At 56.2% G+C, this 24,960-nt stretch carries 20 protein-coding genes, 1 tRNA gene and 2 pseudogenes; 11 read left to right on the top strand and 12 right to left on the bottom strand.

Annotated features, from left to right (window positions below):
- The first annotated feature begins 285 nt into the window (after window positions 1–285).
- Window positions 286–2,598 (top strand): TonB-dependent receptor, encoded by a 2,313-nt coding sequence (locus BM261_RS01300; RefSeq protein WP_074894386.1) that lies wholly within the window; start codon window positions 286–288, stop codon window positions 2,596–2,598.
- Window positions 2,599–2,732: 134 nt separating this feature from the next.
- Here BM261_RS01300 and BM261_RS12240 read toward each other — a convergent pair.
- The 6 genes and pseudogenes from BM261_RS12240 to BM261_RS01270 all read right to left on the bottom strand — a co-directional run.
- A pseudogene (locus BM261_RS12240) lies at window positions 2,733–2,846 on the bottom strand (IS5/IS1182 family transposase); the annotation flags it as partial.
- A gap of 225 nt (window positions 2,847–3,071) precedes the next feature.
- The gene (gene tehB / locus BM261_RS01290) at window positions 3,072–3,932 is read right to left on the bottom strand and encodes an SAM-dependent methyltransferase TehB (protein WP_074894382.1); all 861 of its coding nucleotides are present in this window, start codon (window positions 3,930–3,932) and stop codon (window positions 3,072–3,074) included.
- A 55-nt stretch (window positions 3,933–3,987) separates the two neighbouring features.
- Window positions 3,988–5,442: a TrkH family potassium uptake protein gene (locus BM261_RS01285; RefSeq protein WP_074894380.1), complete on the bottom strand. Its 1,455-nt coding sequence runs from the start codon at window positions 5,440–5,442 to the stop codon at window positions 3,988–3,990.
- 46 nt (window positions 5,443–5,488) lie between these two features.
- On the bottom strand, window positions 5,489–6,883 hold the full coding sequence (trkA, locus tag BM261_RS01280; RefSeq protein ID WP_049249577.1) for a Trk system potassium transporter TrkA: 1,395 nt from the start codon (window positions 6,881–6,883) through the stop codon (window positions 5,489–5,491).
- 154 nt (window positions 6,884–7,037) lie between these two features.
- Window positions 7,038–7,113, bottom strand: a tRNA-Asn gene (locus BM261_RS01275).
- A gap of 79 nt (window positions 7,114–7,192) precedes the next feature.
- Complete coding sequence (locus BM261_RS01270; RefSeq protein WP_074894378.1) at window positions 7,193–7,735, bottom strand: type IV secretion protein Rhs; 543 nt, start codon at window positions 7,733–7,735, stop codon at window positions 7,193–7,195.
- A 183-nt stretch (window positions 7,736–7,918) separates the two neighbouring features.
- On the opposite strand from BM261_RS01270, the gene BM261_RS01260 reads away from it, so the two are divergent.
- From BM261_RS01260 to ubiD, 6 genes are all read left to right on the top strand, one after another.
- Window positions 7,919–9,268: a DUF3482 domain-containing protein gene (locus tag BM261_RS01260; protein WP_074894376.1), complete on the top strand. Its 1,350-nt coding sequence runs from the start codon at window positions 7,919–7,921 to the stop codon at window positions 9,266–9,268.
- A 130-nt stretch (window positions 9,269–9,398) separates the two neighbouring features.
- Window positions 9,399–12,029 (top strand): leucine--tRNA ligase, encoded by a 2,631-nt coding sequence (gene leuS / locus BM261_RS01255; RefSeq protein WP_074894649.1) that lies wholly within the window; start codon window positions 9,399–9,401, stop codon window positions 12,027–12,029.
- Window positions 12,030–12,115: 86 nt separating this feature from the next.
- Window positions 12,116–12,694, top strand: a complete 579-nt coding sequence (locus BM261_RS01250; protein WP_074894374.1) for an acyltransferase — start codon at window positions 12,116–12,118, stop codon at window positions 12,692–12,694.
- 39 nt (window positions 12,695–12,733) lie between these two features.
- On the top strand, window positions 12,734–13,819 hold the full coding sequence (locus tag BM261_RS01245) for a DegT/DnrJ/EryC1/StrS family aminotransferase (protein WP_074894647.1): 1,086 nt from the start codon (window positions 12,734–12,736) through the stop codon (window positions 13,817–13,819).
- 121 nt (window positions 13,820–13,940) lie between these two features.
- Window positions 13,941–14,261, top strand: coding sequence for a hypothetical protein (locus BM261_RS01240; protein ID WP_074894372.1), 321 nt, complete (start codon window positions 13,941–13,943; stop codon window positions 14,259–14,261).
- Between the two features lie 63 nt (window positions 14,262–14,324).
- Window positions 14,325–15,803, top strand: coding sequence for a 4-hydroxy-3-polyprenylbenzoate decarboxylase (gene ubiD, locus BM261_RS01235; protein WP_074894369.1), 1,479 nt, complete (start codon window positions 14,325–14,327; stop codon window positions 15,801–15,803).
- A gap of 118 nt (window positions 15,804–15,921) precedes the next feature.
- Here ubiD and BM261_RS01225 read toward each other — a convergent pair whose 3' ends face one another.
- Window positions 15,922–16,188, bottom strand: a complete 267-nt coding sequence (locus BM261_RS01225; protein ID WP_040665672.1) for a SemiSWEET family transporter — start codon at window positions 16,186–16,188, stop codon at window positions 15,922–15,924.
- A 209-nt stretch (window positions 16,189–16,397) separates the two neighbouring features.
- Between BM261_RS01225 and BM261_RS12235 the strand changes: the two are divergent.
- Both BM261_RS12235 and BM261_RS01215 read left to right on the top strand, forming a co-directional pair.
- Window positions 16,398–16,484: pseudogene (locus BM261_RS12235) on the top strand (IS1595 family transposase); the annotation flags it as partial.
- A 172-nt stretch (window positions 16,485–16,656) separates the two neighbouring features.
- Window positions 16,657–17,058, top strand: coding sequence for a hypothetical protein (locus BM261_RS01215; protein WP_074894367.1), 402 nt, complete (start codon window positions 16,657–16,659; stop codon window positions 17,056–17,058).
- 212 nt (window positions 17,059–17,270) lie between these two features.
- On the opposite strand, the gene BM261_RS01210 is transcribed toward BM261_RS01215, so the two are convergent.
- Window positions 17,271–19,067, bottom strand: a complete 1,797-nt coding sequence (locus BM261_RS01210) for a bifunctional chorismate-binding protein/class IV aminotransferase (protein WP_074894365.1) — start codon at window positions 19,065–19,067, stop codon at window positions 17,271–17,273.
- A gap of 247 nt (window positions 19,068–19,314) precedes the next feature.
- Between BM261_RS01210 and ppk2 the strand changes: the two genes are divergently transcribed.
- Window positions 19,315–20,244 carry a polyphosphate kinase 2 gene (gene ppk2 / locus BM261_RS01205; RefSeq protein ID WP_074894363.1) on the top strand — a complete coding sequence of 310 codons (930 nt, stop codon included), beginning with the start codon at window positions 19,315–19,317 and terminating at the stop codon, window positions 20,242–20,244.
- 126 nt (window positions 20,245–20,370) lie between these two features.
- Window positions 20,371–21,123 carry an endonuclease/exonuclease/phosphatase family protein gene (locus BM261_RS01200; protein ID WP_074894361.1) on the top strand — a complete coding sequence of 251 codons (753 nt, stop codon included), beginning with the start codon at window positions 20,371–20,373 and terminating at the stop codon, window positions 21,121–21,123.
- 113 nt (window positions 21,124–21,236) lie between these two features.
- Here the strand turns inward: BM261_RS01200 and BM261_RS01195 are convergent, their stop codons facing one another.
- From BM261_RS01195 to BM261_RS01180, 4 genes are all read right to left on the bottom strand, one after another.
- Window positions 21,237–21,617 (bottom strand): hypothetical protein, encoded by a 381-nt coding sequence (locus BM261_RS01195; RefSeq protein WP_074894359.1) that lies wholly within the window; start codon window positions 21,615–21,617, stop codon window positions 21,237–21,239.
- Window positions 21,618–21,637: 20 nt separating this feature from the next.
- The gene (locus BM261_RS01190; protein WP_074894357.1) at window positions 21,638–23,287 is read right to left on the bottom strand and encodes a phosphatase PAP2/dual specificity phosphatase family protein; all 1,650 of its coding nucleotides are present in this window, start codon (window positions 23,285–23,287) and stop codon (window positions 21,638–21,640) included.
- Window positions 23,288–23,291: 4 nt separating this feature from the next.
- Window positions 23,292–23,882, bottom strand: coding sequence for a hypothetical protein (locus BM261_RS01185; protein WP_074894355.1), 591 nt, complete (start codon window positions 23,880–23,882; stop codon window positions 23,292–23,294).
- A gap of 62 nt (window positions 23,883–23,944) precedes the next feature.
- Window positions 23,945–24,733, bottom strand: a complete 789-nt coding sequence (locus BM261_RS01180; RefSeq protein ID WP_074894353.1) for a tetratricopeptide repeat protein — start codon at window positions 24,731–24,733, stop codon at window positions 23,945–23,947.
- Window positions 24,734–24,960 lie beyond the last annotated feature (227 nt).

Raw genomic sequence — 24,960 nt, 5'->3', positions numbered from 1 at the left:
AAAGTCATCTGTCGATGCCAAACCTTTTTCAGACGGCCTGATGTGTGCTGAAAGGGGCGCAATGATAAATTATCTTATTTGGTGGCGACAAGTGTTTCGTCAAAATTTTTTAGCAGAAAAAAGAATTGCTTAGATAGCATGGGAAACAAAATTACAACATCTCCGGTTAATTTTTGTAAGTAATCGGATATTTTGTTTTAAGGTTTGCCGGGTTTGTCGGATAATGCACACCCTTATCATTTTCTTTTATTTTCCTTTGCAAACCTTGAGTTATAGGGTAACAATATGAATCAGAGATTAGCCATCCTTCCTTTGATGATTGCCGCTGCATTTGCCTGTGCCGATGATAATGTTTCCGAACAGTCGGGCGGGTTGCAGGACGTGGAAGTCCGCGCCGATGCGAGACGCGTCAAAGCCGCCCGTTCTTATTCCATCGCCAGCGACGGCGATATGCGCGACCGCGTGAACTTGGGCGTATTGGGTAAAGCCAACGCTTTCACCGCGCCGATTACCGTCGTCAATTACGACGAACAAGCCCTCAACAACACCGAAGCGCGTACTTTGGTGGATGCCGTAGCAAAAAAAGACGCTTCCGTTTGGCAGTTCGGCGGCGAAAGCAACACGCTGACCGGCCTGTATTTCCGCGGTTATCAGCTTGACTCGCGCCAATTCAGCGTCAACGGTTTGGCGGGTATGTACGGCACGCAAGGTACGGCCAGCGTGCAAGTCGGCTCCGCACAACTGATTAAAGGCGCGTCCACCGCCGTAAACGGCATGGACCCTGAAGGTGCGGTATCCGGTTCCGTCAATATCGAGACCAAAAAAGCCGCCGATGAAGGCAACCGCAAAATCGGTTTGGGCTGGTTCAGCAACAACCGCGCCCAAGGCACATTCGACTTGGGTCAACGTTTCGGCGAAAACAAAGAATTCGGCGTGCGCGCCAACGGTAAACTGCGCCACGGCGACACCCCGCGCCACGGTTACAGCGAAGACAACAAAGAATTTGCCTTAAATGCCGACTATCGCGGCGAAACACTGCGCGTGGCGTTCGACTCCATCTACGCAAAACGCAAAACCAACGGTGGCCGCGCGCGCATGCAGGATATTCAAAACCTGCAAGCGGGACTGTTTAATGCGCCCGACGGCAAAACCAACCTGCTGCCTGCGTGGAACTGGCAGAACACCGTCGGCCAGACCAATATGCTGACTTTCGAATGGGATGCGTTTGAAAGAGCGCAGATTACCGGCGGCATCGGCTACAACAAAGCGCGCTATTACGGCACGCTGATTTCCCCGACCGTTTGCTTGAACGCGACCAGCACTTGTACCGATACGGCCAATACCAATGCCAGCGGCAGGACGACTGCCCGCGCCTACGATTACAATACCGGCACGGCGCGCCTGGCCGATCAATATTTCCGCACCTTGAGCATGAATTTGTCCGCACGCGGCGAATTTGAAACCGGCCCGGTCACGCACAACTGGAGTACGGCTTTTGACCGCGTTATCCGCCAACGTGCCACCGTGCGCGGTTCGGCGGCAGGCAGCAGCAGTGCTTTGATTGATGCAAACGGCAATATTGGCGCACAACTGGCCTCATTCAAACCGGACTATCCGACCGCTTGGGAAAACGCCGCCAACCTCGATGCCAATATCAAAGTCAACAGCCTGGCTTTGTCCGATACGCTGAGCTTTGCCGGCAACAAATACCGCCTGACCTTGGGCGGACGTTTCCAGGCAGTCGAATATACCGACAAAAAATCCAAAGCAAGCGGCGATGCCAAACGCTTCAGCCCGATGCTGATGGCTGCATGGGTACCGCAGCCCGATTTGGTGGTATACGGCAACTACATGGAAGACTTGGAGCCTGCCGACATCAAAACCGATGATGACGGCAACACCACCATGTCCAAACCGCGCGTCAGCCGTCAGTTTGAAGTCGGCGTGCGCAAAAACTGGGGCGACTTTGTTACCACTTTGAACGCATTCCAAATCAAACGTCCGGGTTACTGGAGAGGTCAGACAACCACTGATGCAAAAACTAGGAAAACAACGCTGACCTACGGCAACAATTCCGATTTTGCCCGCTATAAAGCGCAAGGTGGCGCGGCCGGCGACGAACAAGGCATGGAACGCAGTCGAGGTATCGAGTTCAACGCATACGCCAATCTGTTGAACAAAACCCTGCGTCCGACTTTCGGCCTGATGTACCTGCAATCGACCGTGAAGAATTATCCGAATTCGCGCGATATGCTGGTCAGCGGCGTACAAGTCGCCAATCCGCGCGTGATTGCCAAAGCGGGCGTGGAATGGGATACCCCGTTTGCCAAAGGCCTGACGCTGAACGGCGGCGTGCAGTATTTCGGCAAGTCTTACCAAGACACGCAAAAACAATACGCCTTCCCGTCCTACGCCTTGGTTGACGTAGGCGCGCGCTACAAAACCAAGCTGGGCAAAAATACCCTGACCGTCAGCAGCGCGGTGGAAAACCTGTTCAACAAAAACTACTGGCAGGTGCAGCGCGGCCAATACGACCGCAGCTTCGCCGTCGTCGGTATGCCGCGCACTTATTGGCTGAAAGCGGAATTGGATTTCTAAACCGCCGGCAGTTTGTATAGAGGCCGTCTGAACATAAAGTTTCAGACGGCCTCTTTGTTTATTGCCGCTTATTGCTTAATGAAGGACTTCCATGCCGTGATTCCCGCTCTAGAGGGTCGGCCTGCGGCAGCCTTCAGGTATAGTGGATTAAATTTAAACCAGGACGGCGTTGCCTCGCCTTGCCGTACTATTTGTACTGTCTGCAGCTTCGTCGCCTTGTCCTGATTTAAATTTAATCCACTATATTTCCGAAAACCCGATGCACGGATTTCCTCGCCTGCGCAGGAATGACGTTCAACGGCAGATTTGGTATCCAAAATTCAGTGAATGGGCGATATACATCTCCCGTCTGTACCACAACCGGCTGCAAGCGGAATCGGATTTTTCAACCGCCGGCAGTTTGTTTGTATTGAGGCCGTCTGAAAACATGTTTTCAGACGGCCTTTTTGTCGTTTTACCTGTTGCCGGACGGATTAGGGTTTGCGTGCCAGCATGGTGACGAATTTGAGCCTGATGGGGTTGCCCGCTTCGTCGGTGGCGTGCATGTTGCCCGGCTCTTCGCGGTATTCGACCAGTTCCCAGCCTTGGTAGTAGTCGCGCAGTTCATTTTCCTTGAAGGTAAAGGAGAAGGGCATGGGGCAGGGGTAGTCGTCGGTATTCATGGCGGAGACGATCAGGTTGTAGCCGCCGCGCGCGGTGTTCTGCTGCATGTTGGCGATGATGTCGGGTACGCGGCCGGCTTGGAGGAACATGAAGACGACGGTGGCGACGATGAAGTCGTAGGGTTCGTCGAGGGCGGCGGCGTTGATGTCGTAGCCCGCGATTTGCAGCGGCAGGTTTTCTTGCGCGGCAAGGTCGGAGAGGGCGTAGAGCGGGTTGGGGTTTTGATCGACGGCGGTTACGTCGTAGCCTTTGAGGGCGAGGTAGAGCGCGTTGCGTCCTTGCCCGCAGCCGAGGTCCAGCGTTTTGCCGGGCGGGACGGTGGCGGTTGCGGCTTTGACGGCGGAGTGGGTGGCGGTCATGCCGTATTTTTTGTGGAAATAATCGGCTTTGTCGCAGTGGAATTCGAGTTGCATGCGTAAGTTTTCGCCGAGCGGTTCGATTTTGTGCCACTGCTGCGGCTCGATGGTGTGGATGCCGCTATCGGGCGAAAGTTCTTTTTCGGACAAGATGTTGTCGTGTTCGTCCAAACCGTAGAATTTCAGACGGCCTTCCAAGACGCGCAGTTTGCCCCAGGTGCCTTCCTGCGTGTTGTGGCGGGAAAGGAAGGCGGCGGGGATGGTGTCGGCCGTCCAGACGGGCATTTGTTTGTAGCAGATTAAGTCGTTGTTCATGATGGGCCTTTCGTTTGCAGTTGAAGGGGCGGCAGGGCGTTTTCAGACGGCCTGTTTATTTTTTCCAGTAGTCGGGTGTAAAGAGGATGAAGACGGTGAAGATTTCCAGCCGGCCGAGCAGCATGACGGCGGCACACATCCATTTTTGCAGGCCGCTTAATGCGGCGTAGTTGTCGGCGGGGCCGACCGCGCCCAGTCCGGGGCCGGCGTTGGTGATGCAGGCGATGGTGGCGGAGAGGGCGGTGATGAAGTCCATGCCGCTGGCCAGCAGCCCCAGCGTGAAGATGACGACGGTCATGAAGTAGACGAAGATAAACGCCATCACGGCCATGGCGGTGCGGTCGGAGATGGAGCGGCGGTTGAGTTTTACCGTCCGCACGGCGTTGGGGTGCAGCAGCAGGGAGACTTCGCGCAGGCTGAATTTGGCCAGCACCAGCGCGCGGGCCATTTTGATGCCGCCGCCCATCGAACCGGTATTGGCCAATACGTTGGATAAAAAGAACATCCACAGGGTAACCAGCAGCGGCCAGGTGGCGAAATCGGCGTTGGCAAAACCGTTGGCCAGGCCGATGGAAACGAAGTTGAAGCCGACGTAGCGCAGGGCTTCCAAAGGTGTGTAGTAACCCTGTTGCCACATGTAGACACTGGCGGCGGCGATGCTGGCGGCAAGGATGGTGAGCATGGCGCGGGCTTCTTCGTCGCGCCAGTAGGGTTTGGGCGATTTTTCCCGTGCCATGGCGAAGTGGCTGGCGAAATTGACCGCGCCCAAAATGGTGGCAGCGATCAGTACGGCTTCGATGGCGGGGGAATCGAAGAAGGCGATGCTGGCATCGTGGGTGGAGAAGCCGCCGAGGGAAAAGGCGGACATGGCGTGGCATACCGCGTCAAACCAACCCATGCCCGCCCATTTCAAGCCCATGCAGGTAAGCAGGGTGAAGCTCAGGTATACCAGCCAGAGGCGTTTGGCGGTTTGCGAAATGCGCGGTGCCATTTTGCTGTCTTTGTCGATGCCGGGGATTTCGGCTTTGAACAGTTGCGTGCCGCCCACGCCCAGCATGGGCAGGATGGCGACGGCCAGGACGATGATGCCCATGCCGCCCAGCCAGTTCATCATGTGCCGCCAGAAATTGAGGGACGGGGCGAGCGTGTCGAGGCTGGACATAACGGTGGCGCCGGTGGTGGTCAGGCCGCTGACGGCTTCAAAGAAAGCGTCGGTGTAGCCGATGTTGGGGAAATAAAGGTAAAAGGGCAGGGCGGAGATGGCGGCAAAGCCCAGCCAGAGGAGGAATACCAGTGTGAAGCCGTCGCGCGGGCGCAGTTCGCGGTCGTGTTTGCGGGTGGCCGCCCAGACGGCGGTCGAACCGGCCAGCGTGGCCAGTGCGGTTCCGGCGAAGGCGTTGAAAGCGGAATCGTGGTAGAGGTAGGACACCAACGTGGGGACGAGCAGCAGGACGGCGTAGAGCACGGCGAGCTTGGACAATACGTGGACGATCGGAGCGATTTTATACATGGCTGTGTTTTCGTTTGTGCGGGCGCGGGGCTGTTTTCAGACGGCCTCAACCGAAAAAGCCCACTTTTACCTGAATCAGTTTTTCCAGTTCGCGTACCACGCGGCGGCGGGACACGAAGAAAATCAGATGGTCGCCGTCTTGCAGTTTTTCGTCGCCCTTATGCCCCATCGTTACTTCTTCGCCGCGCACCAGTGCGGCAAAGTGGCAGCCCGACGGCCATTTGACTTCGGACACGCGGCGGCCGACCAGGGCGGAGGTTTCGGGCGTGCCGTGGACGATGACTTCCACCGCCTCGGCATGGCCGCGCCGCAACGGGTGAACCGCCGCGACATCGCCTAAGCGGATGTGGGTGAGGATGTTGCCGATAGTCATCATGTGCGGGGAAACCACAATGTCTATTTGGTTGCCCTCCAGCAAATCCACATAGCGCGAACGGTTGATGATGGTGATGACCCGTTTCGCACCCAAATCTTTGGCCAGGAGGCTGGCCATGATGTTGTTTTCGTCGTCGTTGGTTAAGGCGAGGAATACGTCGATTTCGTCGATGTACTCGTGCGACAGCAGGTTTTCGTCGGTGGCGGAACCTTGCAATACCAGGCTGGAATCGAGGTTTTCCGCCAGCCATTCGGCACGGTTGGGATTGTGCTCGATAATTTTGATGTCGTAGAGGTTTTCCACCTGCTTGGCCAGGCGGTAGCCGATGTTGCCGCCGCCGGCAATCATTACGCGGCGGGTGCGCTGTTCCAGCGGCCGCAGTTCGCGCATTACGGTTTTGACGTGGCGGCTGTCGGCGAGGAAGAATACTTCGTCGCCTTCGATAATCACCGTTTCCGCCGTCGGTACAATCAGGCGGTTGTTGCGGTAAATCGCGCAGATTTGGCAGTCCACGCCGTCGGGCAGGTGTTTGCCCACCAGAGAAATCGGCTGATTGACTAAAAGCCCGCCGTTGTGCGCCTGCACCACGGCCATCCGCGCCTTGTCGTCGGCAAAACGCAACACCTGCAATGCGCTGGTGTAGCTCAACAGCGAAGCCATGCGCTCGGTAACCAGCTGTTCGGGGTGGATGGAATCGGTAACGGCAAAGGCCTCCAATACGAGGCGTTCTTCCTCGTTGCCGAATTCCAGATAGTCGCTCAGGCGCACGCGGGCGATGCGGTTCGGAATGTTGAACAGGTCGGCGGCAATCCTGCAGGCGGCGAGGTTGGTTTCGTCGTGCCGCGTCAGGGCCAGCAGCATGTCGCAGTCGTCCGCGCCCGCCGATTGCAGGATGCTGGGCGATGCGCCGTTGCCGACGATGGTTTGCACGTCCAGCCGCGTGCCGATGTTGCGCAGCGCGTTTTCGTCGGTATCGATGATGGTTACGTCGTTGTTGGGCATGGCCGCCAGATTCTGCGCCACGGTGGAACCGACCTGGCCGCTGCCGAGAATGATGATTTTCACGTTGTCCGCTCTGCCGGAAAAAGGCGGCATTATAAACCGAAATGGCAGACAGGGCTGCAACGGCGGGCTGCCGTTTTTCAGACGGCTTACGGGATATTGTGGAATATTGTGTAAAAAAGAAAAAGCCAAGTTCGAAAACTTGGCTTTCTGAATTTGGCTCCCCGACCTGGGCTCGAACCAGGGACCTGCGGATTAACAGTCCGTCGCTCTACCGACTGAGCTATCGGGGAAGAAAGGCGGCATTATATCTCTAATTCCGATTTTGTCAATTCATTGCGGCGGAAAATGTATCCGGCCCGTTTAAGTTCATCAATTTTCGGTAGATTTGGCCGGGCAGATGCGGGCAAAATAGCGCGGCAGCGGGCGGTTGCCGCAGCTTTGGTGGAAAAAGGCATCCAAAATGCGGCGGTATTGCCCGAGTTCTTCGGCCGAAGCGGGACGGTATCCGGCGGAAACGGCAAAATGGGATGCCAGTATTTCCGCCTGCTGTTCCATATTCAGTTCGGCAAAACTGACGATGCGGCCGAGGGCGGGGCAGTGGTAGGCGCGGCGGCCGAGGTAGCCGCCCCGCGTCCACAAAAGCAGTCCGCCCAGCCAGGTTTGGAAGCCGTGCTGCCATTGCCAGACGTGGGTCAGTTCGTGTATCAGCCAGATTTGGTAGGACGTGCCGGCTTGGGAAAAATCGTCCAGATAATGCGGCGCAGGGTAGTATATTGACCCGTTGGGGGAAACGGCGGCCGTCAGCCATTTCGGCGCGCGGCAGATGCGGACGGCGGCGTAGTCGAGGTGGTTGCCGAATACGCTTCGGGCAAGGCGGGTTTCTCCGTCGGTCAGGCGGCGGGATTCGGGCATGGCGCGTTCCTTGTTTGCGGGCGGGCAGGGCGGTTTGGCCGGCGGTTGTGTGCAGGCCGTTGCCAAGAAGGGTTCTTTTTCCGACAATAGCGTCTGTTTTGCGGCAGGCCGTCTGAAAAACGGTTTCCGATTGTTTGCGAATGTTTTCAGACGGCCTGACATTGTACCTTTTATTAAATCAAAATGACCGACAGCAAATCTCTTTCGTTGGCCGTAGTCGGCCACACCAATACAGGTAAAACTTCGCTGCTGCGCACATTGCTGCGCGACGGCGGTTTCGGCGAGGTGGCCGATGCGTCCGCCACCACGCGCCATGTCGAACGGGCGGCAGTGTGCGACGACGGCGGCACGCTGCTTTATTTGTACGACACGCCCGGGCTGGAAGACGCGGGCGGCGTGTTGGACTGGTTGGAAGCGAACACTTCGCCGCGCGAAGACGGCGTAGACCGCCTGCATGCCTTCCTCGCCTCGCCCGCGGCCGCGGGGGAATTCGGGCAGGAGGCGAAAGTGTTGCGCCAGCTGCTGCAAAGCGACTCCGCCCTTTACGTTATCGATGCGCGCGAGCCGGTGTTGAACAAATATAAAGACGAGCTGACCGTATTGTCGTGGTGCGCCAAACCGCTGATGCCGGTGTTTAATTTCACCTCCGGCGGCGGCCTTTCGGCTTGGACGGATATGCTGGCGCGGCGCGGTTTGCACGTTTGCAGCAGCTTCGACACGGTGGCTTTCGATTTCGACGGCGAAATCCGCCTGTGGCAAAACCTGGCCACCATGCTGCCCGACGACGGCACGCTCCGCCGCCTCATTAGCTGGCGGCAGGACGAATGGCGGCGTTTGGACGGAGCGGCGCGTGAGGCCGTCGCCTCCTTCCTGCTGGATGCGGCCGCCTGCCGTCGGGAGTGCGCCGAAGGCAGCGATACCGCGCCCGTGCTGGAGGAAATGCAGGCGGCGGTCAGACAGGCCGAACGCCGGCTGCAATCGCATTTGCTCGGGCTTTACCGTTTTTACTACAGCGAGATAGACAACGACGGCGGCTGGGCGTTGAGCGCGTTCAGCCAAGACCCGTTCGACGGCGATTTGTTGAAAGAATACGGCATCCGCACCGGAACGGGCGCGGCGGCGGGCGCGCTGATCGGCATGGGGATAGATTTGGCCACGCTCGGCGGTTCTCTCGGGCTGGGCACCGCCCTGGGCGGCCTGATAGGCGGCGTGTTGCCGAATATGGGCGATTTGTCCGACAAAATCAGCGGCAGGCAAACACTGCATATCGATTCCGCCACGCTGACCCTGCTGGCCGCCCGCGCCCTCGACCTGCTGCACGCGCTGCAAACGCGCGGCCATGCGGCGCAAAGCCCGGTGGTGCTGCAAAGCGGCAAAACGCCGTGGCCGGCCGACAAACTGCCGTCCGAATTGAACCGCGCCCGCCGCCATCCCGATTGGTCGCCGCTCAACGGCGGCTCCGAAATGTCGGCCGAACGCCGCGAGTGCGCACGCACGTTGGCCGAACGCCTCAAAAACGCAAAAACGGCTTGAGGCCGTCTGAAAAGCTGCTTTATCCGTTTTCAGACGGCCTCAGGCCGTTTTCCGTATGTTCAGGCCGTCTGAAAACGGTATAATTCGCCGTTTTCCCCTTTGAGATTTTCTTTTTTAAAGCAGAACCATGATACAAGAACACTATCATCCGTCACTCATCGAGCCTGCGGCGCAGAAAAAATGGGACGACACCCGTATTTTCAACGTCTCCGAAGACGCTTCCAAACCCAAATACTACTGCCTCTCCATGTTCCCCTACCCCAGCGGCAAGCTGCACATGGGGCATGTGCGCAACTACACCATCGGCGACGTATTGAGCCGTTTCAAACGCTTAAACGGCTTCAACGTCATGCAGCCTATGGGTTGGGACGCGTTCGGCATGCCGGCGGAAAACGCGGCGATGAAAAACAACGTCGCCCCCGCCGCTTGGACGTACGACAACATCGAATACATGAAAACCCAGCTCAAAAGCCTGGGTTTTGCGATTGACTGGGAACGCGAAGTCGCCACCTGCAAACCCGAATACTACCGCTGGGAACAATGGCTGTTTACCAAGCTGTTTGAAAAAGGCATCGTCTATCGCAAAAACGGCACGGTAAACTGGGACCCTGTTGACCAAACCGTCCTTGCCAACGAGCAAGTCATCGACGGGCGCGGCTGGCGTTCGGGCGCGTTGATCGAAAAACGCGAAATCCCGATGTATTACTTCAAAATCACGGATTACGCCGAAGAGCTGCTCAACGACTTGGACAAGCTGGAACACTGGCCGGAACAAGTCAAAACCATGCAGCGCAACTGGATCGGCAAATCTCGCGGCATGACCGTGCGCTTCGCCGTTTCAGACGACAGCAAACAAGGCTTGGAAGGCGATTACGCGAAATTTCTGCAAGTTTATACCACCCGTCCCGACACGCTGATGGGCGCGACTTATGTTGCCGTTGCCGCCGAGCATCCGCTGGCAACCGCCGCAGCCGCCGAAAAACCTGAATTGCAGGCATTTATCGCCGAATGCAAAGCCGGCTCGGTTGCCGAAGCCGATATGGCGACGATGGAGAAAAAAGGCGTGCCGACCGGCCGCTATGTCGTCAACCCACTCAACGGCGACAAGCTGGAAGTGTGGATTGCCAACTATGTATTGTGGGGCTACGGCGACGGCGCAGTGATGGCGGTTCCGGCGCACGACGAACGCGATTTCGAGTTTGCTACCAAATACAATCTGCCGAAAAAACAAGTCATTGCCGTCGGCGACAACGCATTCGACGCAAACCAATGGCAAGAATGGTATGCCGACAAAGAAAACGGCGTATTGGTCAACAGTGGCGACTTGGACGGCATGAATTTTCAGACGGCCTTCGACGCCATCGCCGCCAAACTGCAAAGCCAAGACGCGGGCGAACCGAAAACCCAATACCGCCTGCGCGACTGGGGTATTTCGCGCCAACGCTACTGGGGTTGCCCGATTCCCATCGTCCATTGCGAAAAATGCGGCGACGTCCCCGTCCCTGCCGACCAACTGCCGGTCGTTTTGCCTGAAAACGTCGTACCCGACGGCATGGGTTCGCCTTTGGCAAAAATGCCCGAGTTTTACGAAACCACCTGCCCATGCTGCGGCGGCGCGGCGAAACGCGAAACCGACACCATGGACACCTTCATGGAATCAAGCTGGTACTTCTTCCGCTACATGTCGCCCAAGTTCGCAGAAGGCATGGTATCGACTGAAGCCGCAAAATACTGGGGCGCGGTCGACCAATACATCGGCGGTATCGAACACGCGATTTTACACCTCTTATACGCACGCTTCTTCACCAAACTGATGCGCGACGAAGGTTTGGTCAGCGTGGACGAACCGTTTGAACGCCTGCTCACACAAGGCATGGTCGTCTGCGAAACCTACTACCGTGAAAACGCCAACGGCAGCAAAGACTGGATCAACCCCGCCGATGTCGAGCTGACTTTCGACGACAAAGGCCGCCCCGTTTCCGCCGTCCTCAAAGCCGACGGCCTGCCCGTCGTCATCAGCGGCACGGAAAAAATGTCCAAGTCCAAAAACAACGGCGTCGATCCGCAAGAGCTGATTAATGCCTACGGCGCGGATACCGCCCGCCTGTTCATGATGTTCGCCGCACCGCCCGAACAGTCCCTCGAATGGAGCGACAGCGGCGTCGAAGGCGCGCACCGCTTCCTGCGCCGCCTGTGGCGCACCGTTTACGAATACCTAAAACAAGGCGGCGCGGTCAAAGCGTTTGCAGGCAGCCAAGACGGTTTGTCCAAAGAACTCAAAGACCTGCGCCACAAACTGCACGCCACCACCGCCAAAGTCAGTGACGACTACGGCCGCCGCCAGCAGTTCAACACCGCCATCGCCGCCGTGATGGAACTGCTCAACCAATACGACAAAACCGACACCGGCAGCGAACAAGGCCGTGCCGTCGCCCAGGAAGTATTGGAAACCGCCGTACGCCTGTTGTGGCCCATCGTGCCGCACATCTGCGAAACCCTGTGGAGCGAATTGAACAGCGCGAAACTGTGGGAAGCAGGCTGGCCGACAGTCGACGAAGCCGCCTTGGTCAAATCCGAAATCGAAGTCATGGTTCAAGTCAACGGCAAACTGCGCGGCAAAATCACCGTTGCCGCCGACGCCTCCAAAGCCGACCTCGAAGCCGCCGCACTCGCCACCGAAGGCGCGGTGAAATTCATGGAAGGCAAGCCTGCCAAGAAAATCATCGTCGTGCCGGGCAGGCTGGTGAACATCGTGGTGTAAAGCCCGTCGGCGCAATAAAGGCCGTCTGAAAAGCGGATTCGGGTTTTTCAGACGGCCTCAATCAATCAAAACAAAGGAGACGGAACATGGACTACACCGTCCACCCCACGGCCATTATCGACGAAGGCGCGCAAATCGGCGCGGGCAGCCGCGTTTGGCATTTTGCCCACATCTGCGGCGGCGCGAAAATCGGCAAAAACTGCTCGTTCGGCCAAAACGTGTTCGTCGGCAACAAAGTGACCATCGGTGACGACTGTAAAATCCAAAACAACGTTTCCGTGTATGACAACGTTCACTTGGAAAACGGTGTGTTTTGCGGCCCCAGCATGGTGTTCACCAATGTCTACAACCCCCGTTCGCTGATTGAGCGCAAAAGCGAATATCGCGACACTTTGGTTAAAACCGGCGCGACGTTGGGCGCGAACTGCACCATCGTCTGCGGCGTCACCATAGGCAGGTTTGCCTTTATCGGCGCAGGCGCGGTGGTCAATAAAGACGTGCCCGACTATGCCCTGATGGTCGGCGTGCCCGCCCGCCAAATCGGCTGGATGAGCGAATACGGCGAACAGCTTGAACAACTGCCGCTCACAGGCAGCGGCAAAGCCGTCTGCCCGCACAGCGGCGAAACGTATATCCTTTCAGACGGCCTCCTCAGCAAAGCTTGAGGCCGTCTGAAAAATGCCCTACCCACCATGAGAAACACCATGCAATTTATCGACCTCGCCGCCCAGCAGGCGCGCATCAAACCCCAAATCGACGCAAACATACAAAAAGTCCTCTCGCACGGCCAATATATTTTGGGGCCTGAAGTGGCCGAACTGGAAGACAAACTGGCGGCCTACTGCGGCGCGAAACACTGCATCGGCGTCGCCAACGGCACTGACGCGCTGCAAATCGCCCTGATGGCCCTGGGCGTAGGCGCGGGCGACGAAGTGATTACCCCCGGCTTTACCTATATCGCCACCGCCGAAACCGTCGCCCTGCTCGGCGCAAAACCGGTTTACGTCGATATCGTCGAACAAACCTACAACCTCGACCCCGCCAAGCTCGAAGCTGCGATTACCCCGCGCACCAAAGCCATCGTGCCCGTATCGCTCTACGGCCAGTGTGCCGATTTCGATGTGATTAACGCCATCGCCGCCCGCCACAACCTGCCCGTCATCGAAGACGCGGCGCAGAGTTTCGGCGCATCGTACAAAGGCCGCAAATCAGGCAGCCTGACCACTGTTTCCTGCACCAGCTTCTTCCCCAGCAAACCTTTGGGCTGCTACGGCGACGGCGGCGCGGTTTTTACCGACGACGACAATCTGGCCACCGTCATCCGCCAAATCGCGCGCCACGGCCAAGACCGCCGCTACCACCATATCCGCGTCGGCGTAAACAGCCGTCTGGACACGCTGCAAGCCGCCATCCTGCTGCCCAAACTGGCGATTCTGGAAGAAGAAATCGGCCTGCGCGGCCGGGTTGCCGCCGTTTACGCGCGGGAACTGGATAAAGCCGGTATCGCCGCACCGTTTATCGAAAGCCACAATATCAGCGCGTATGCCCAATACACCGTGCGCGTGAAAAACCGCGATGCCGTTCAGACGGCCTTGAAAGCGGCAGGCATCCCGACCGCCGTCCATTATCCGATTCCGCTCAACAAGCAGCCCGCCGTCGCATCCGATGCCGTGCTGCCCGTGGGCGATTTGGTGGCCGAAGAAGTGTTGAGCCTGCCGATGCACCCGTATATGACGGAGGAGCAGGTGCGGCAGGTAGTCGGCGCGCTGGCACGGGCATTGTCCCGATAATCTTCCATACGCGGTTTCAGGCCGTCTGAAAACGGATATTGCTTTTTCAGACGGCCTCTGACGGCAGAAACCGTATCCTGACCCGTTCAAACCGAATAAAGCCGAAATAAGGGAGGCCGCTATGAAACCGAGTACCGCCGCAATCCTTGCCGCTTTGCTGCTCGCTGCCTGCTACAACAACGAGGCAGACGGCGAAAGGCTGAAGGCGCAGTGGCAAAAGCAGCTGGCCGCGTTGCCCGTCGGGGCGGATAGTGCGCAAATCAAGGCGTGGGCGTGGGAAAACAGGATTTTCTTAACCGCCGACCGGCAGGGTTATACCGCCGCGCGCGAATTTTTGGGCGGCGGCGATGCCGCATGTCAGAGATGGCTGGTGACTTTAACGGTCAAAACCGATGCCGAAGGCCGCGTGCTCGACAGCCAAGTCGAAAGTGCCTGCGACTGAACCGTTCAGGCCGTCTGAAAGCCCGACCGACGTTTTCAGACGGCCTCTAAACAAGGATAAAACATGAAATACAAAGACCTACGCGACTTCATCGCCATGCTCGAGCAGCAGGGCAAACTCAAGCGCATCGCGCATCCCGTTTCCCCGCATTTGGAAATGACCGAAATCGCCGACCGCGTGCTGCGTGCCGAAGGGCCGGCGTTGCTGTTTGAACACCCGATTAAGCCCGACGGTACGCGCTACGATTATCCCGTGTTGGCAAACCTGTTCGGCACGCCCGAACGCGTGGCGATGGGCATGGGTGCAGACAGCGTGTCCAAGCTGCGCGAAATCGGGCAGACGCTGGCGTATCTGAAAGAACCCGAACCGCCCAAAGGCATTAAAGACGCGTTTTCCAAACTGCCGCTGCTGAAAGATATTTGGAGTATGGCGCCGAACGTGGTGAAAAATGCGCCGTGTCAGGAAATCGTGTGGGAAGGTGAAGACGTTGATTTGTATAAACTTCCGATTCAACATTGCTGGCCGGAAGACGTTGCACCGCTGGTAACGTGGGGCTTGACCGTCACGCGCGGTCCGCACAAAAAACGCCAAAATCTCGGCATTTACCGCCAACAATTAATCGGCAAAAACAAGCTGATTATGCGCTGGCTGTCGCATCGCGGCGGCGCGTTGGATTATCAGGAATTCCGCAAACTCAATCCCGATACGCCGTATCCCGTCGCCGTCGTGCTTGGCTGCGACCCCGCCACCATTTTGGGTGCGGTAACGCCCGTTCCCGATACCTTGGGCGAATACCAGTTTGCCGGACTGCTGCGCGGTTCGCGGACGGAACTGGTGAAATGTATCGGCAACGATTTGCAAGTGCCCGCCCGTGCCGAAATTGTGCTGGAAGGCGTCATCCATCCGAACGAAACCGCGTTGGAAGGCCCATACGGCGACCACACCGGCTATTACAACGAGCAGGACCATTTCCCCGTGTTCACGGTCGAGCGCATCACCATGCGTGAAAACCCGATTTACCACTCTACCTACACGGGCAAACCGCCCGATGAACCCGCCGTTTTGGGCGTGGCGTTGAACGAAGTGTTCGTACCGCTCTTGCAAAAGCAGTTCCCCGAAATCACAGATTTCTACCTGCCGCCCGAAGGCTGCTCCTACCGCATGGCGGTGGTCAGCATGAAAAAACAGTACGCCGGACACGCCAAGCGCGTGATGATGGGTTGCTGGTCGTTCCTGCGCCAGTTTATGTACACCAAATTCATCATCGTGGTCGATGACGATGTGAACGTGCGCGACTGGAAAGAAGTCATCTGGGCGGTAACCACGCGCATGGACCCCGTGCGCGACACCGTTTTGGTGGAAAACACGCCCATCGACTACCTCGACTTCGCCAGCCCCGTCAGCGGACTCGGAGGCAAAATGGGCTTGGACGCAACCAACAAATGGCCGGGCGAAACCGACCGCGAATGGGGACGGGTCATCCAAAAAGACCCTGCGGTTACGGCTAAGATTGATGAGATTTGGGGGGAATTGGGGTTGTAAATTCAAGTGCAGGCTGCTTTTATTGCGTAGATAACCGAGAGAAGCAGCCTGTACAGCATTTGACTGATTTAAAAGATGCTATATTAAATAAAGGGGCTGACGTAGATTAGCCCCTTGTTTAAAGCGAAGTCAGAAAAGTCAGAAATCCCAATATCACGCCGACTGCGTTGGGTATAATCAGAATCCAGTCTTTCCGGGGTTCTTTGCTCCAACCGTACAAAACCCAAATCAGACAGGATACTGCTGCAAACAGGGGTTGCCACGGCTGCGCCTTTGCCCCTTGTATATTGGCGATAATTTGGGGGATATAGGCGACAAATACGAAAATACCCATTGCCGCCCCTATACTGCCGACAACGGTATTGAATTTTGCCTTGCTTATCATGGTGGTAAGTCTCCTTTTAATATGAAAATCGAGGCGGTAGATAATATAGGCAGGCTGACTCAGCCGAGGGAACAGCCGCAGCCGCAATGATGTTCGTGGCCTTGGCCATGTTCGTCCGAATCTTCGGCAAGCAGGGCTTCGTAGTCGCCGCTTTCAATCAGGCTGACCAGTTCTGCCGGACTTTCCGCACCTTCTACCTAGTCGCAGAATCGACAGCTCTATTCTACCGCAAAATCCGTATGGTTATCAGCCATCATTTGGCCTTGGCTGCCGATGAGGTTTTTGAGGGCTCTGTTTGTTTCTTAATATATCTTAATTCTTAATGAAGAAAAGGGATGGATGCCTTATTCTGCCTGCTATTGGTTTGGACTTTGTTATCCAGCAGGCACTTATTACGTTTTTTTGTCCCGAGATTATAAACGTATCCAACCATAGCACCCGTCCAAACTCTGATTTGAAAGGAATGCCGTGAAATCATCCGCCCATATCGCCGCTGCCGTGCTGCTGTGCGCCGCTTCCCCGTTTGCCGCCGCGTTGTCGCAACCGATGGGGCAGACGGTGGAAATCGTCAATCAATGCCCGCACGACATCGCCATCCGTGCCAAAGGGCTGTTCAATCCGTGGCGCAAAGTCTTCAACCGCCGCACGCTGGAAGCTGGCGGCCATATGCAGGAAACGCAATTTTTCTGCTCGCTGTTTTCCTGCAAAATCAAGCCGCTGCCCAACTGGACATTCAGCGGCGGCGGGCAGGACGAGCTGCCATACGAAGCCGTTCTTCTCCGCAACAGGCCGTCGCCCGGCCACACGCAAGTGGTTGTCTGCCCAGAGCAAAAGCAGCCTGCACATTTGAAAGGCCGTCTGAAAGCCTGATTTCAGCCGATTATCAGTCTGCAGTCTTTCGGTATTTTCAGAAACACTGGCGGTATGCGGTGATGAAATGCGGCAGGATTCGGCAAGACGGCAGGGGCGGTTTTGCGGATTTTTGTTTGAAGGATGGCAGAGGCCGTCTGAAAGTCAAGCAGGCTTTCAGACGGCCTCTTTTTTACAGATTACGCGGAACAAAGGCGAACAGCGGCCTGCCGTTATTTCAGGTGGACGGCGAACAGGCCGCGCAGGGCGTTGCACAGGCGGATTTCGTCGGCCTGCATGAGTCGGGCGCGGCTGATTCGGCTTTCAAAAACGCGACTTGTGCCGAGATATTGCTGCGGTTGCTGCAGGATTTGCCGCCGCATGATGCCGTCCAAAATGTCCAGCTCCAGAGGCGGGGTGTGCCATTCGCTGCCGAAACGGACAAAAACGCTGCTGCGCCCGCCTTCGAGCAGTTCGCCCGCGCGGTTGAAAAACAGGCTGTCGAACGCGCCTTGCGCTTCGGCCTGCCGCCAGCCTTGGTCTAAGGTTTCGCGGTGCGTGGTTTTGAAGCGGCGCAGGAAGTCGCGTTCGGGCAGGGCGGTGTCGGAGAGAATGATGCTTTGATTGGGCGGCAAGTCGGACAGCGGAGCGTGGCTCAGTTGCAGGCCGTCTGAAAACAGGGCGGCTTTGACACGGTATGCGCCTTGGTCGGGCAGTTCGGCCAGATGGCGGCGGATTTGCTGTCCGGCATCGTCGGGCAGGCTGAGGTTTAGGGCGGCAGCGGCGGTTTTCAGACGGCCTAAATGGTCGTCCAACAGCGGGATGCGGCCGGCTTCGGCGCGCATGGTTTCAAACAGGCCGAATTCGGGGGGAAGTTCGGTCAGGAAACGGGCTTTCCAGCCGCATTCGCGATATTCGCTTTCGGGGTCGCTGTCGGCCACGATGCCGGAGCCGACGCCGTAAACGGCGCGGTAGGGCGGAAGGCCGCTTTCGGGCGGCGAGGGGCTGAGTTGCAGGGTGCGGATGACGACGTTGAGCGTGCCGCCGAAGCCGAGTCCGCCCGCGCAGGGTTCGAGGTGGCCGATGCTGCCGGTGTAGAGGCCGCGCGGTTCGGTTTCGAGTGTGCCGATGATTTCCATGCTTTTGCGCTTGGGTGCGCCGGTAATGCTGCCGCAGGGGAAGGCGGCGCGGAAGATGTCGGCTGCGGACGTGCCTGCCTTTGCCTGTGCTTCGATGCGGCTGGTCATCTGCCATACGCCGCCGAAGGGGCTGACTTTGAACGGTTCGGGGACGCGCACGCCGCCGGTTTGGGCGATTTTGCCTAAGTCGTTACGCAATAAATCGACAATCATCACGTTTTCGGCACGGTTTTTTGGGTCGGACTGCAGGGCGGCGGCGCGTTCGGCATCGCGGCCGTCGTTTAAAATCGGTGCGGTGCCTTTCATGGGTTCGGTGGCAATCAGGCCGTCTGAACGGATGTTTAAGAAGAGTTCGGGCGAAAAGCAGAGCGTCCATGTTTGGCCGTTCTTTTCATCGGGCAGGCAGGCGAGCGCGGCGTAGGGGACGGGTTGGCGCAGGCGGTGGTAGAGGCGGACGGGGTCGCCGTAGGCAGAGAGGTGCAGGCGGACGGTGTGGTTGATTTGGTAGCAGTCGCCGCGTGCGATGGCGGCCTGGATTTCGGCAATGTCGTTTAAATATTCGATATGCCCGCGCGATATTTCCGGCCGTGAGATGCCGGCGGGCGAACCGTCTTCCCGCGCGGCCAGCCATTCGTCGGCATTGACGTTTTGCTTGTCGGCAAACCAGTGCAGGGCGAGGGTGTCGCTTTCGGTTGCCGGCAGGTTTTGCAGCGGTATGCCGAAGCCGTAATCGGCGGTGAGGAAGAGGTGCAGGCCGCGCCGCCAGCCTTGCGCCAGCAGGCCGTTCAAACGGTCGAGGCCGTCTGAAAGGATGCGGTCGCTGTATTGCAGGTTTTGGAAGAGGACGGCGCGGCCGGAAACGGCATCGTCGAGCAGGGCGAAATAGGGCATGGGCTTGCGGGGAAAAAAGGCGGATTATAGCCCATAAGCCGTCTGAAAAACGGAAAGGCGGGGCGTGTCGGCGGTTGATTGAGGGTTTGCTTCGGTTTGGGATGGAAAGCGTTGCATCAGGCGGCCTAAATATGCTTAGGTATTTGTTTGTTTTTGTCAAAGAGCGTAAAATCAGGGTATAGATTATTCCTGCGTCCGAATACGGGAAGCCGTTCGGGCGTACTTTAAAACTTTGAAAGGACGAACCATGACCGATCATCAACTGAAACCGTTCGAGCAAGTCAATGTGGGCGAGGGTAAAGACCGCCTGCAGATTTTTGAAGAAGAGGTTTTGCAGCATCAAGGACGGGTTTCCAGTGAAGATTCCAACACTGCGCCGCTGCCCGAAAGCTATCCCTACCGCCTGCGGATGAACCGCCGTGTGTATGAGAAAGAAAAAGCTACTTTGCAAATCGAATTGCTGAAAGTGCAAAGCTGGGTGAAAGAATCGGGCCAGCGTATCGTCAGCCTGTTTGAAGGACGCGATGCAGCAGGTAAGGGCGGCACCATCAAACGCTTTATGGAACATCTGAACCCACGCGGCGCGCGCGTGGTGGCGTTGGAAAAACCGACCGAAACCGAACGCGGCCAATGGTATTTCCAGCGTTACATCCAAAACCTGCCCACCGCCGGCGAAATGGTGTTCTTCGACCGCTCGTGGTACAACCGCGCAGGCGTGGAACGCGTGATGGGTTTCTGCGAACCGCAAGAATACCTGCTGTTTATGCGCCAAGTGCCCGAACTGGAAAGAATGCTGGTAAACAGCGGCCTGCACTTGTTTAAATTCTGGTTCTCCGTATCGCGCGAAGAACAGCTGCGCCGCTTCCTGTCCCGCCGCGACGATCCGCTGAAACACTGGAAACTGTCGCCGGTGGACATCCAGTCGCTCGACCGTTGGGACGATTACACCGAAGCCAAAAACGCCATGTTCTTCCATACCCACACCGGCGATGCGCCGTGGACGATTATCCGTTCCGACGATAAAAAACGCGCCCGTTTGAACTGTATCCGCCACTTCCTGCACCAGCTCGACTATCCGGGCAAAGATGTGAAAGCCATCGGCAAAGTGGATAACAAAATCGTGTTGGTTCCCGATACGCGGTATAAAGAAAAAAATCTCGACCTGGGTCACGATTAAAGGTGTAGACTGAACAAGGGGCCGTCTGAAAAACGTTTTCAAGGGTTGAACCCGCGTTTTCAGACGGCCTTTTTTCCAGTTACACATCCGAATACCGGAAACCCATTCGAGCAGGTGCAACCCATCATGACCGAGCCGATTACCATCGCCACCTACAATATTCATAAAGGCATGTCGCCGCTGAACCGCAAAGTGCAGATTTCGGACATGGCGCAGGCATTGGAAAGCTTGAAGCCCGACATCCTGTTTTTACAGGAAGTGCAGGGACAAAACCTGTTGCGCGAATTGAAACTGCCCGATTTCCCCGCCCGTCCGCAAGACAACATCATTGCCGAACGTCTCGCCTATCACTCGAGCTACGGCAAAAACGCCGTTTTTCCGCAAAAACACCACGGCAACGCCATCCTCAGCCGACTGCCGATACAGATGCGGCAAAACGTCAATATCAGCGTGAACCGCCTGGAAAAACGCGGTGTCCTGCATTGCGAAATCCTACCCGATGGCTGGGAAATGCCCATCGTCTGCCTTTGCGCCCACCTCAACCTTTTCGAACGCGACCGCGTCAAACAATATGTGGCGATTTTCGAATACGTAACCACCTACATTCCGCCGGAAGCCCCGCTGATACTGGCAGGCGACTTTAACGACTGGCGGCACAAATCGACACTCAATATCGGCAGCACCTTGGGGCTGACCGAAGTTTTCCTCGACCGCCACGGTGCACTGCCGAAAACTTTCCCCGCCCGTATGCCCGTGTTGAGCCTGGACCGCATCTATACGCGCAACCTCGATATCCTCAACGCCACCCTGCACAGCGAGGAACCGTGGCAATACCTGTCCGACCACCTGCCGTTGAGTGCCACCGTGCGGATGCGTTGAAGCGGGCAGTGTGTCTGTATAGGAAGGCCGTCTGAAAAAGTTTTCAGACGGCCTTTTCCTTTTTATCAGGTGTGGTTGGGAGGTGGGGCTTTGTATCGAAACATTTTGGAAAATCAAACGGACTGCATCAGCAGGATGAGCAGTTGCGCCGCAGTCAGGTAAAGGCTTTTGCGCCACAAGGCAAGCGCACCCGCCACACGTTGCGGCATGGAGAGGTCGTCTGAAATACGGCGCAAGCCGGTTTGCCGCAAGGTTTGGTCGAAGGCTGCGGGCGTATAGCGGCCGTCGGTAAAATCTTGGAACACGCGGCGGTCGAACTCGATGCGGATGTGGTAGTACAACAACACTGCCGCCAAGACAAGCTGCACCGCCGACCACACGCCGCCGCGTTGTGCGGACAAAGCGAATAACAAGGCATTGAACACGGCGGTATAGCGGGCGGTGGCAAGCAGGCGGGCGGTAATCAGGCTGTCGGTTGCTGGTGTCGTATTCATGGGTTTCCCTTTTGATATGTTCAGAAATTTTTCAGACGGCCTGCCGCCGCTTCTACTGCCCTTGCCGTTTCCGGCGGCAACACCATCTGCGGACGAGCCTGTTTCAGTTCCGCCGTTGCCTGCGCCAAATCCCGACAGCCGCCGTAAACCAGCAGCCAAGTCAGCACCACCGCCGCACTGCGTCCGTAGCCCAGCGCACAACAGATCAGAACCTTGCCGCGTTGTCGGCGCAATGTTTCCAGCAATGAAGCCGCCTGCATCAAATTGTTTTCAGACGGCGCAACCATGTCCAATAACGGCAGAGCACAGTATGCGCCGCAATAACGGTGATGGGGATATTCGGCGCATACGTCCAATACAGCGGGGAGGCCGTCTGAAATTGCCAGGGGGTGCGGAGATTTAGCTTGTGAAGCGGATTTTTGTGGCAAAAAATGGTAGATGCAAGGCAAAAAGCGCAGCAAGGTTGAACACCTTGCGAGCATTTTTAACGCAGCAGATGCCGTTTTTTTCCCAAAAACTCCGCCACAATGCTGAATCTCCGCAACCCCTGAGATACTGCCAATCGACACATCATCACGAATCCGCGCCGTCTTTGCCTTGCCGCTCAGCCAATAAGCCATGTTCAGCCGCACGCCCACCAGATAAGGCAGCAGCAAAATCGTTGCTGCTGCCGACAATCTGCCGTTTGCCTGTTTTTGGAATACCGCCGCGTTGCCGGTCAGATAGGCGAAAGCGACCACCGATAGCGACACGCTGACCCACAACATCCACAACCATACACCGCCGAACAAGGACGGCAGAGCCGACAATACTGCTCCCGCCAGATACAGCATGGCGATTTTGATTTCGCGGGAACGTATTTCGGGGGAAGTTTGGGCTTCACGGAAATCAGTGTTGTTCGTTTTAGCTTCGCAGAAACTCACTTCGCTCGTTTTAGCTTCGCAGAAACTCACTTCGCTCGTTTTGGCGAAATTTGCTTCGCTCATTTTAGCTTCGCAGAAACTCGCTTCGGTCATTTTCAGACGACCTGTTTGGCTGTCCGGCTCTGCTACGGACAAACTTCGTCTCCTGAAAGGCGATACGCCGTGTTGCGGTATTGCCCACAACACCAGCCAGCCCAGCAGCGCGCCGGTCGGTACATCGATAAAGTGGTGTTGGTAAGTCGTCAGCACCGATAAGGCAATCAGGCTTTGCCACAACAAAATCGGCAAACGGATTTTGGGAAACCGCGTCCAATAAAACGCACCGACAATGATAGACAGCGCGATATGCAGCGACGGCGCTTGGTTGTACGGCAAGTCAAACGCTACCAACGAATCAAAAAGCCAACCCCACAGCCCGTCGGTAGGCGGCTTCGGCCAGCCGAAATGCAGCGGAAATAGCATGAAGCAAGTAGTGGCAATAATTTGCGCCGATACCAGCCGTGCGACGTAGCGATTTTGTTCACACGCATTTCGGCAAAGGAAAAACGCCGCCGCATACATCAGGTTCAGCGACCAATAAGGCACAATCGTCCACGCCCAAAACGGAATGCCGCGCTCCCACGCAAAAGCGACTTCCGGCACATAGGCCAGCGATGCCGCGTAATGGTTGGACAGGCCGTAGCTGGTGTAGAACAGCGCACCGACCAAAGCAAGCTTGCATAGGGAGATTTTCAGGCGGGGAGTCATGATTCTATTTCGAGCATCCGAATTCATCGCCGTAATGATCAGAATGCAGGCAGGATAAAGCATTTTCTCTTGGATGGTAGCGGAACTCCTGCCACGGGCCATCAGATGAAACGGCACGCCAGTGATGCGGTGAAGATTGGTATTGCTTCAACGTCCCGTGTGTACCTTTGATACAAAAATTCTGCGCCCTACCCGCTGCCAACATACCGCGTCGTTTATCGGTTGGTGTTGTAAATAAGGGAATAAGCTTAGACATATCGGCATTTCGGGCAAACTTCATTTTGACATAGCCGAATCCTTCATTGGATTCAATAACTAAGGCTGACAACGGCTGTCCGAAAGCAATAGAGTTTTTCAATTCGATGGTGAATACTTCACCATCTGATGCTGTCTGTCTGCTATGGCTGCGGGCAACGGAGGCACGGTATTTGGCAGGCAGTTTGCCGATTGCGGACTTTCCATAAGGCAAGGCATTAAAATCAACAGCGCAGCCTTTCTTCATAGATTCCAACAACGGCGTCCAGTCAACCGCAGCAGCATGGCCGACGGTTGTTGAAAATATAGAAATAAGTAATATAGGAATAGACTTAATCATAAGGAAACTTGTGTTGAGCAGTGGCTAGGAGATGGAGAAAGTTATCCGGGTATGTTGCCTGATCAGTGTGTTTCTCCGTTTATTTCCTTGTGTAAGGCATCGCTGAATTTCTCATGATATTCATCTACTTTTTGTTGCCATTTGGCTGCTTCCGCCGCATCTTTTCTAAAGCAGGCCGAACCGTTTTTATACCAGTGAACCAGCAGTTTGTAGGTCTCGCCGTCATTTTGTTCCGCAGCCCGCCGAATCCAGCCTTCGGCTTGTTTGCAGTCGCGTTTAAGGTATTTGCCTTCGTTCAAACCGATTGCCAACCGTCGCTGTGAGTCGGCATTGCCTTGTTCGGCGGCTTTGCGCGTCCAGTAGTAATATTTGTCGTGGTTTTGGTTGCCGAGTGTGAGGTAGAGGTAGGCCAGTTGGTTTTGTGCCAATTCATGTCCCTGCTCTGCGGATTGTTCCAAGAATTTCATGCCGCGCAGACGTTCTTTTTCGGGGTGCCCGTCTCCCGTCAAATAGTCTCCCAGCAGATATTGAGCTTGGATGATGCCTGCTTGTGCGGCTTCTTCCAGAAGAGGGATGGCTTTTATATGGTTGAGTTCGGGGCGGCCTTTGGGATTGTAAGGACTGGTGCAGCCTCTAAGGTACAGATAGCCTAAATTGCTTTTTGCGCGGGGATTGCCTTGTCCAGCCCATTTTTGCCAGATTTTTTCAGCAGTAACATAATCTTGTTGATAGTAACAGGCTAGCTTGGCAACAGTGTTTTCGGGTTCAAACTCAGCATTTTGCCGTTCTGTTTGTGCAAAGGCATTAACCGAGAGAAGGGCGGTGAGGGCAAAGGAAAGATACTTAGGCATGTGGCCTCCATGTTTGGGTGGGATAACGGCGGAGTTTTGCTGGTGTGTATGGTTAAACCGCCGAGTTTCATGGTTGAAAGTATGGCATTTTCGGCTGGAGGAAGGAAGTTTTTTGTGCGAACCGTATAACTTCCAGAATATTATTCATAATAAACATAAAGTTAATAATAAACAAACATAAATTTTCAAATTTTCGATTGAATGTTCAATCGGAAGCTTTACAATGC

This window comes from Neisseria elongata subsp. elongata, from assembly GCF_900113545.1.
GTDB lineage: Bacteria > Pseudomonadota > Gammaproteobacteria > Burkholderiales > Neisseriaceae > Neisseria > Neisseria elongata.
This window is presented reverse-complemented; position numbering and strand designations above follow the sequence as displayed.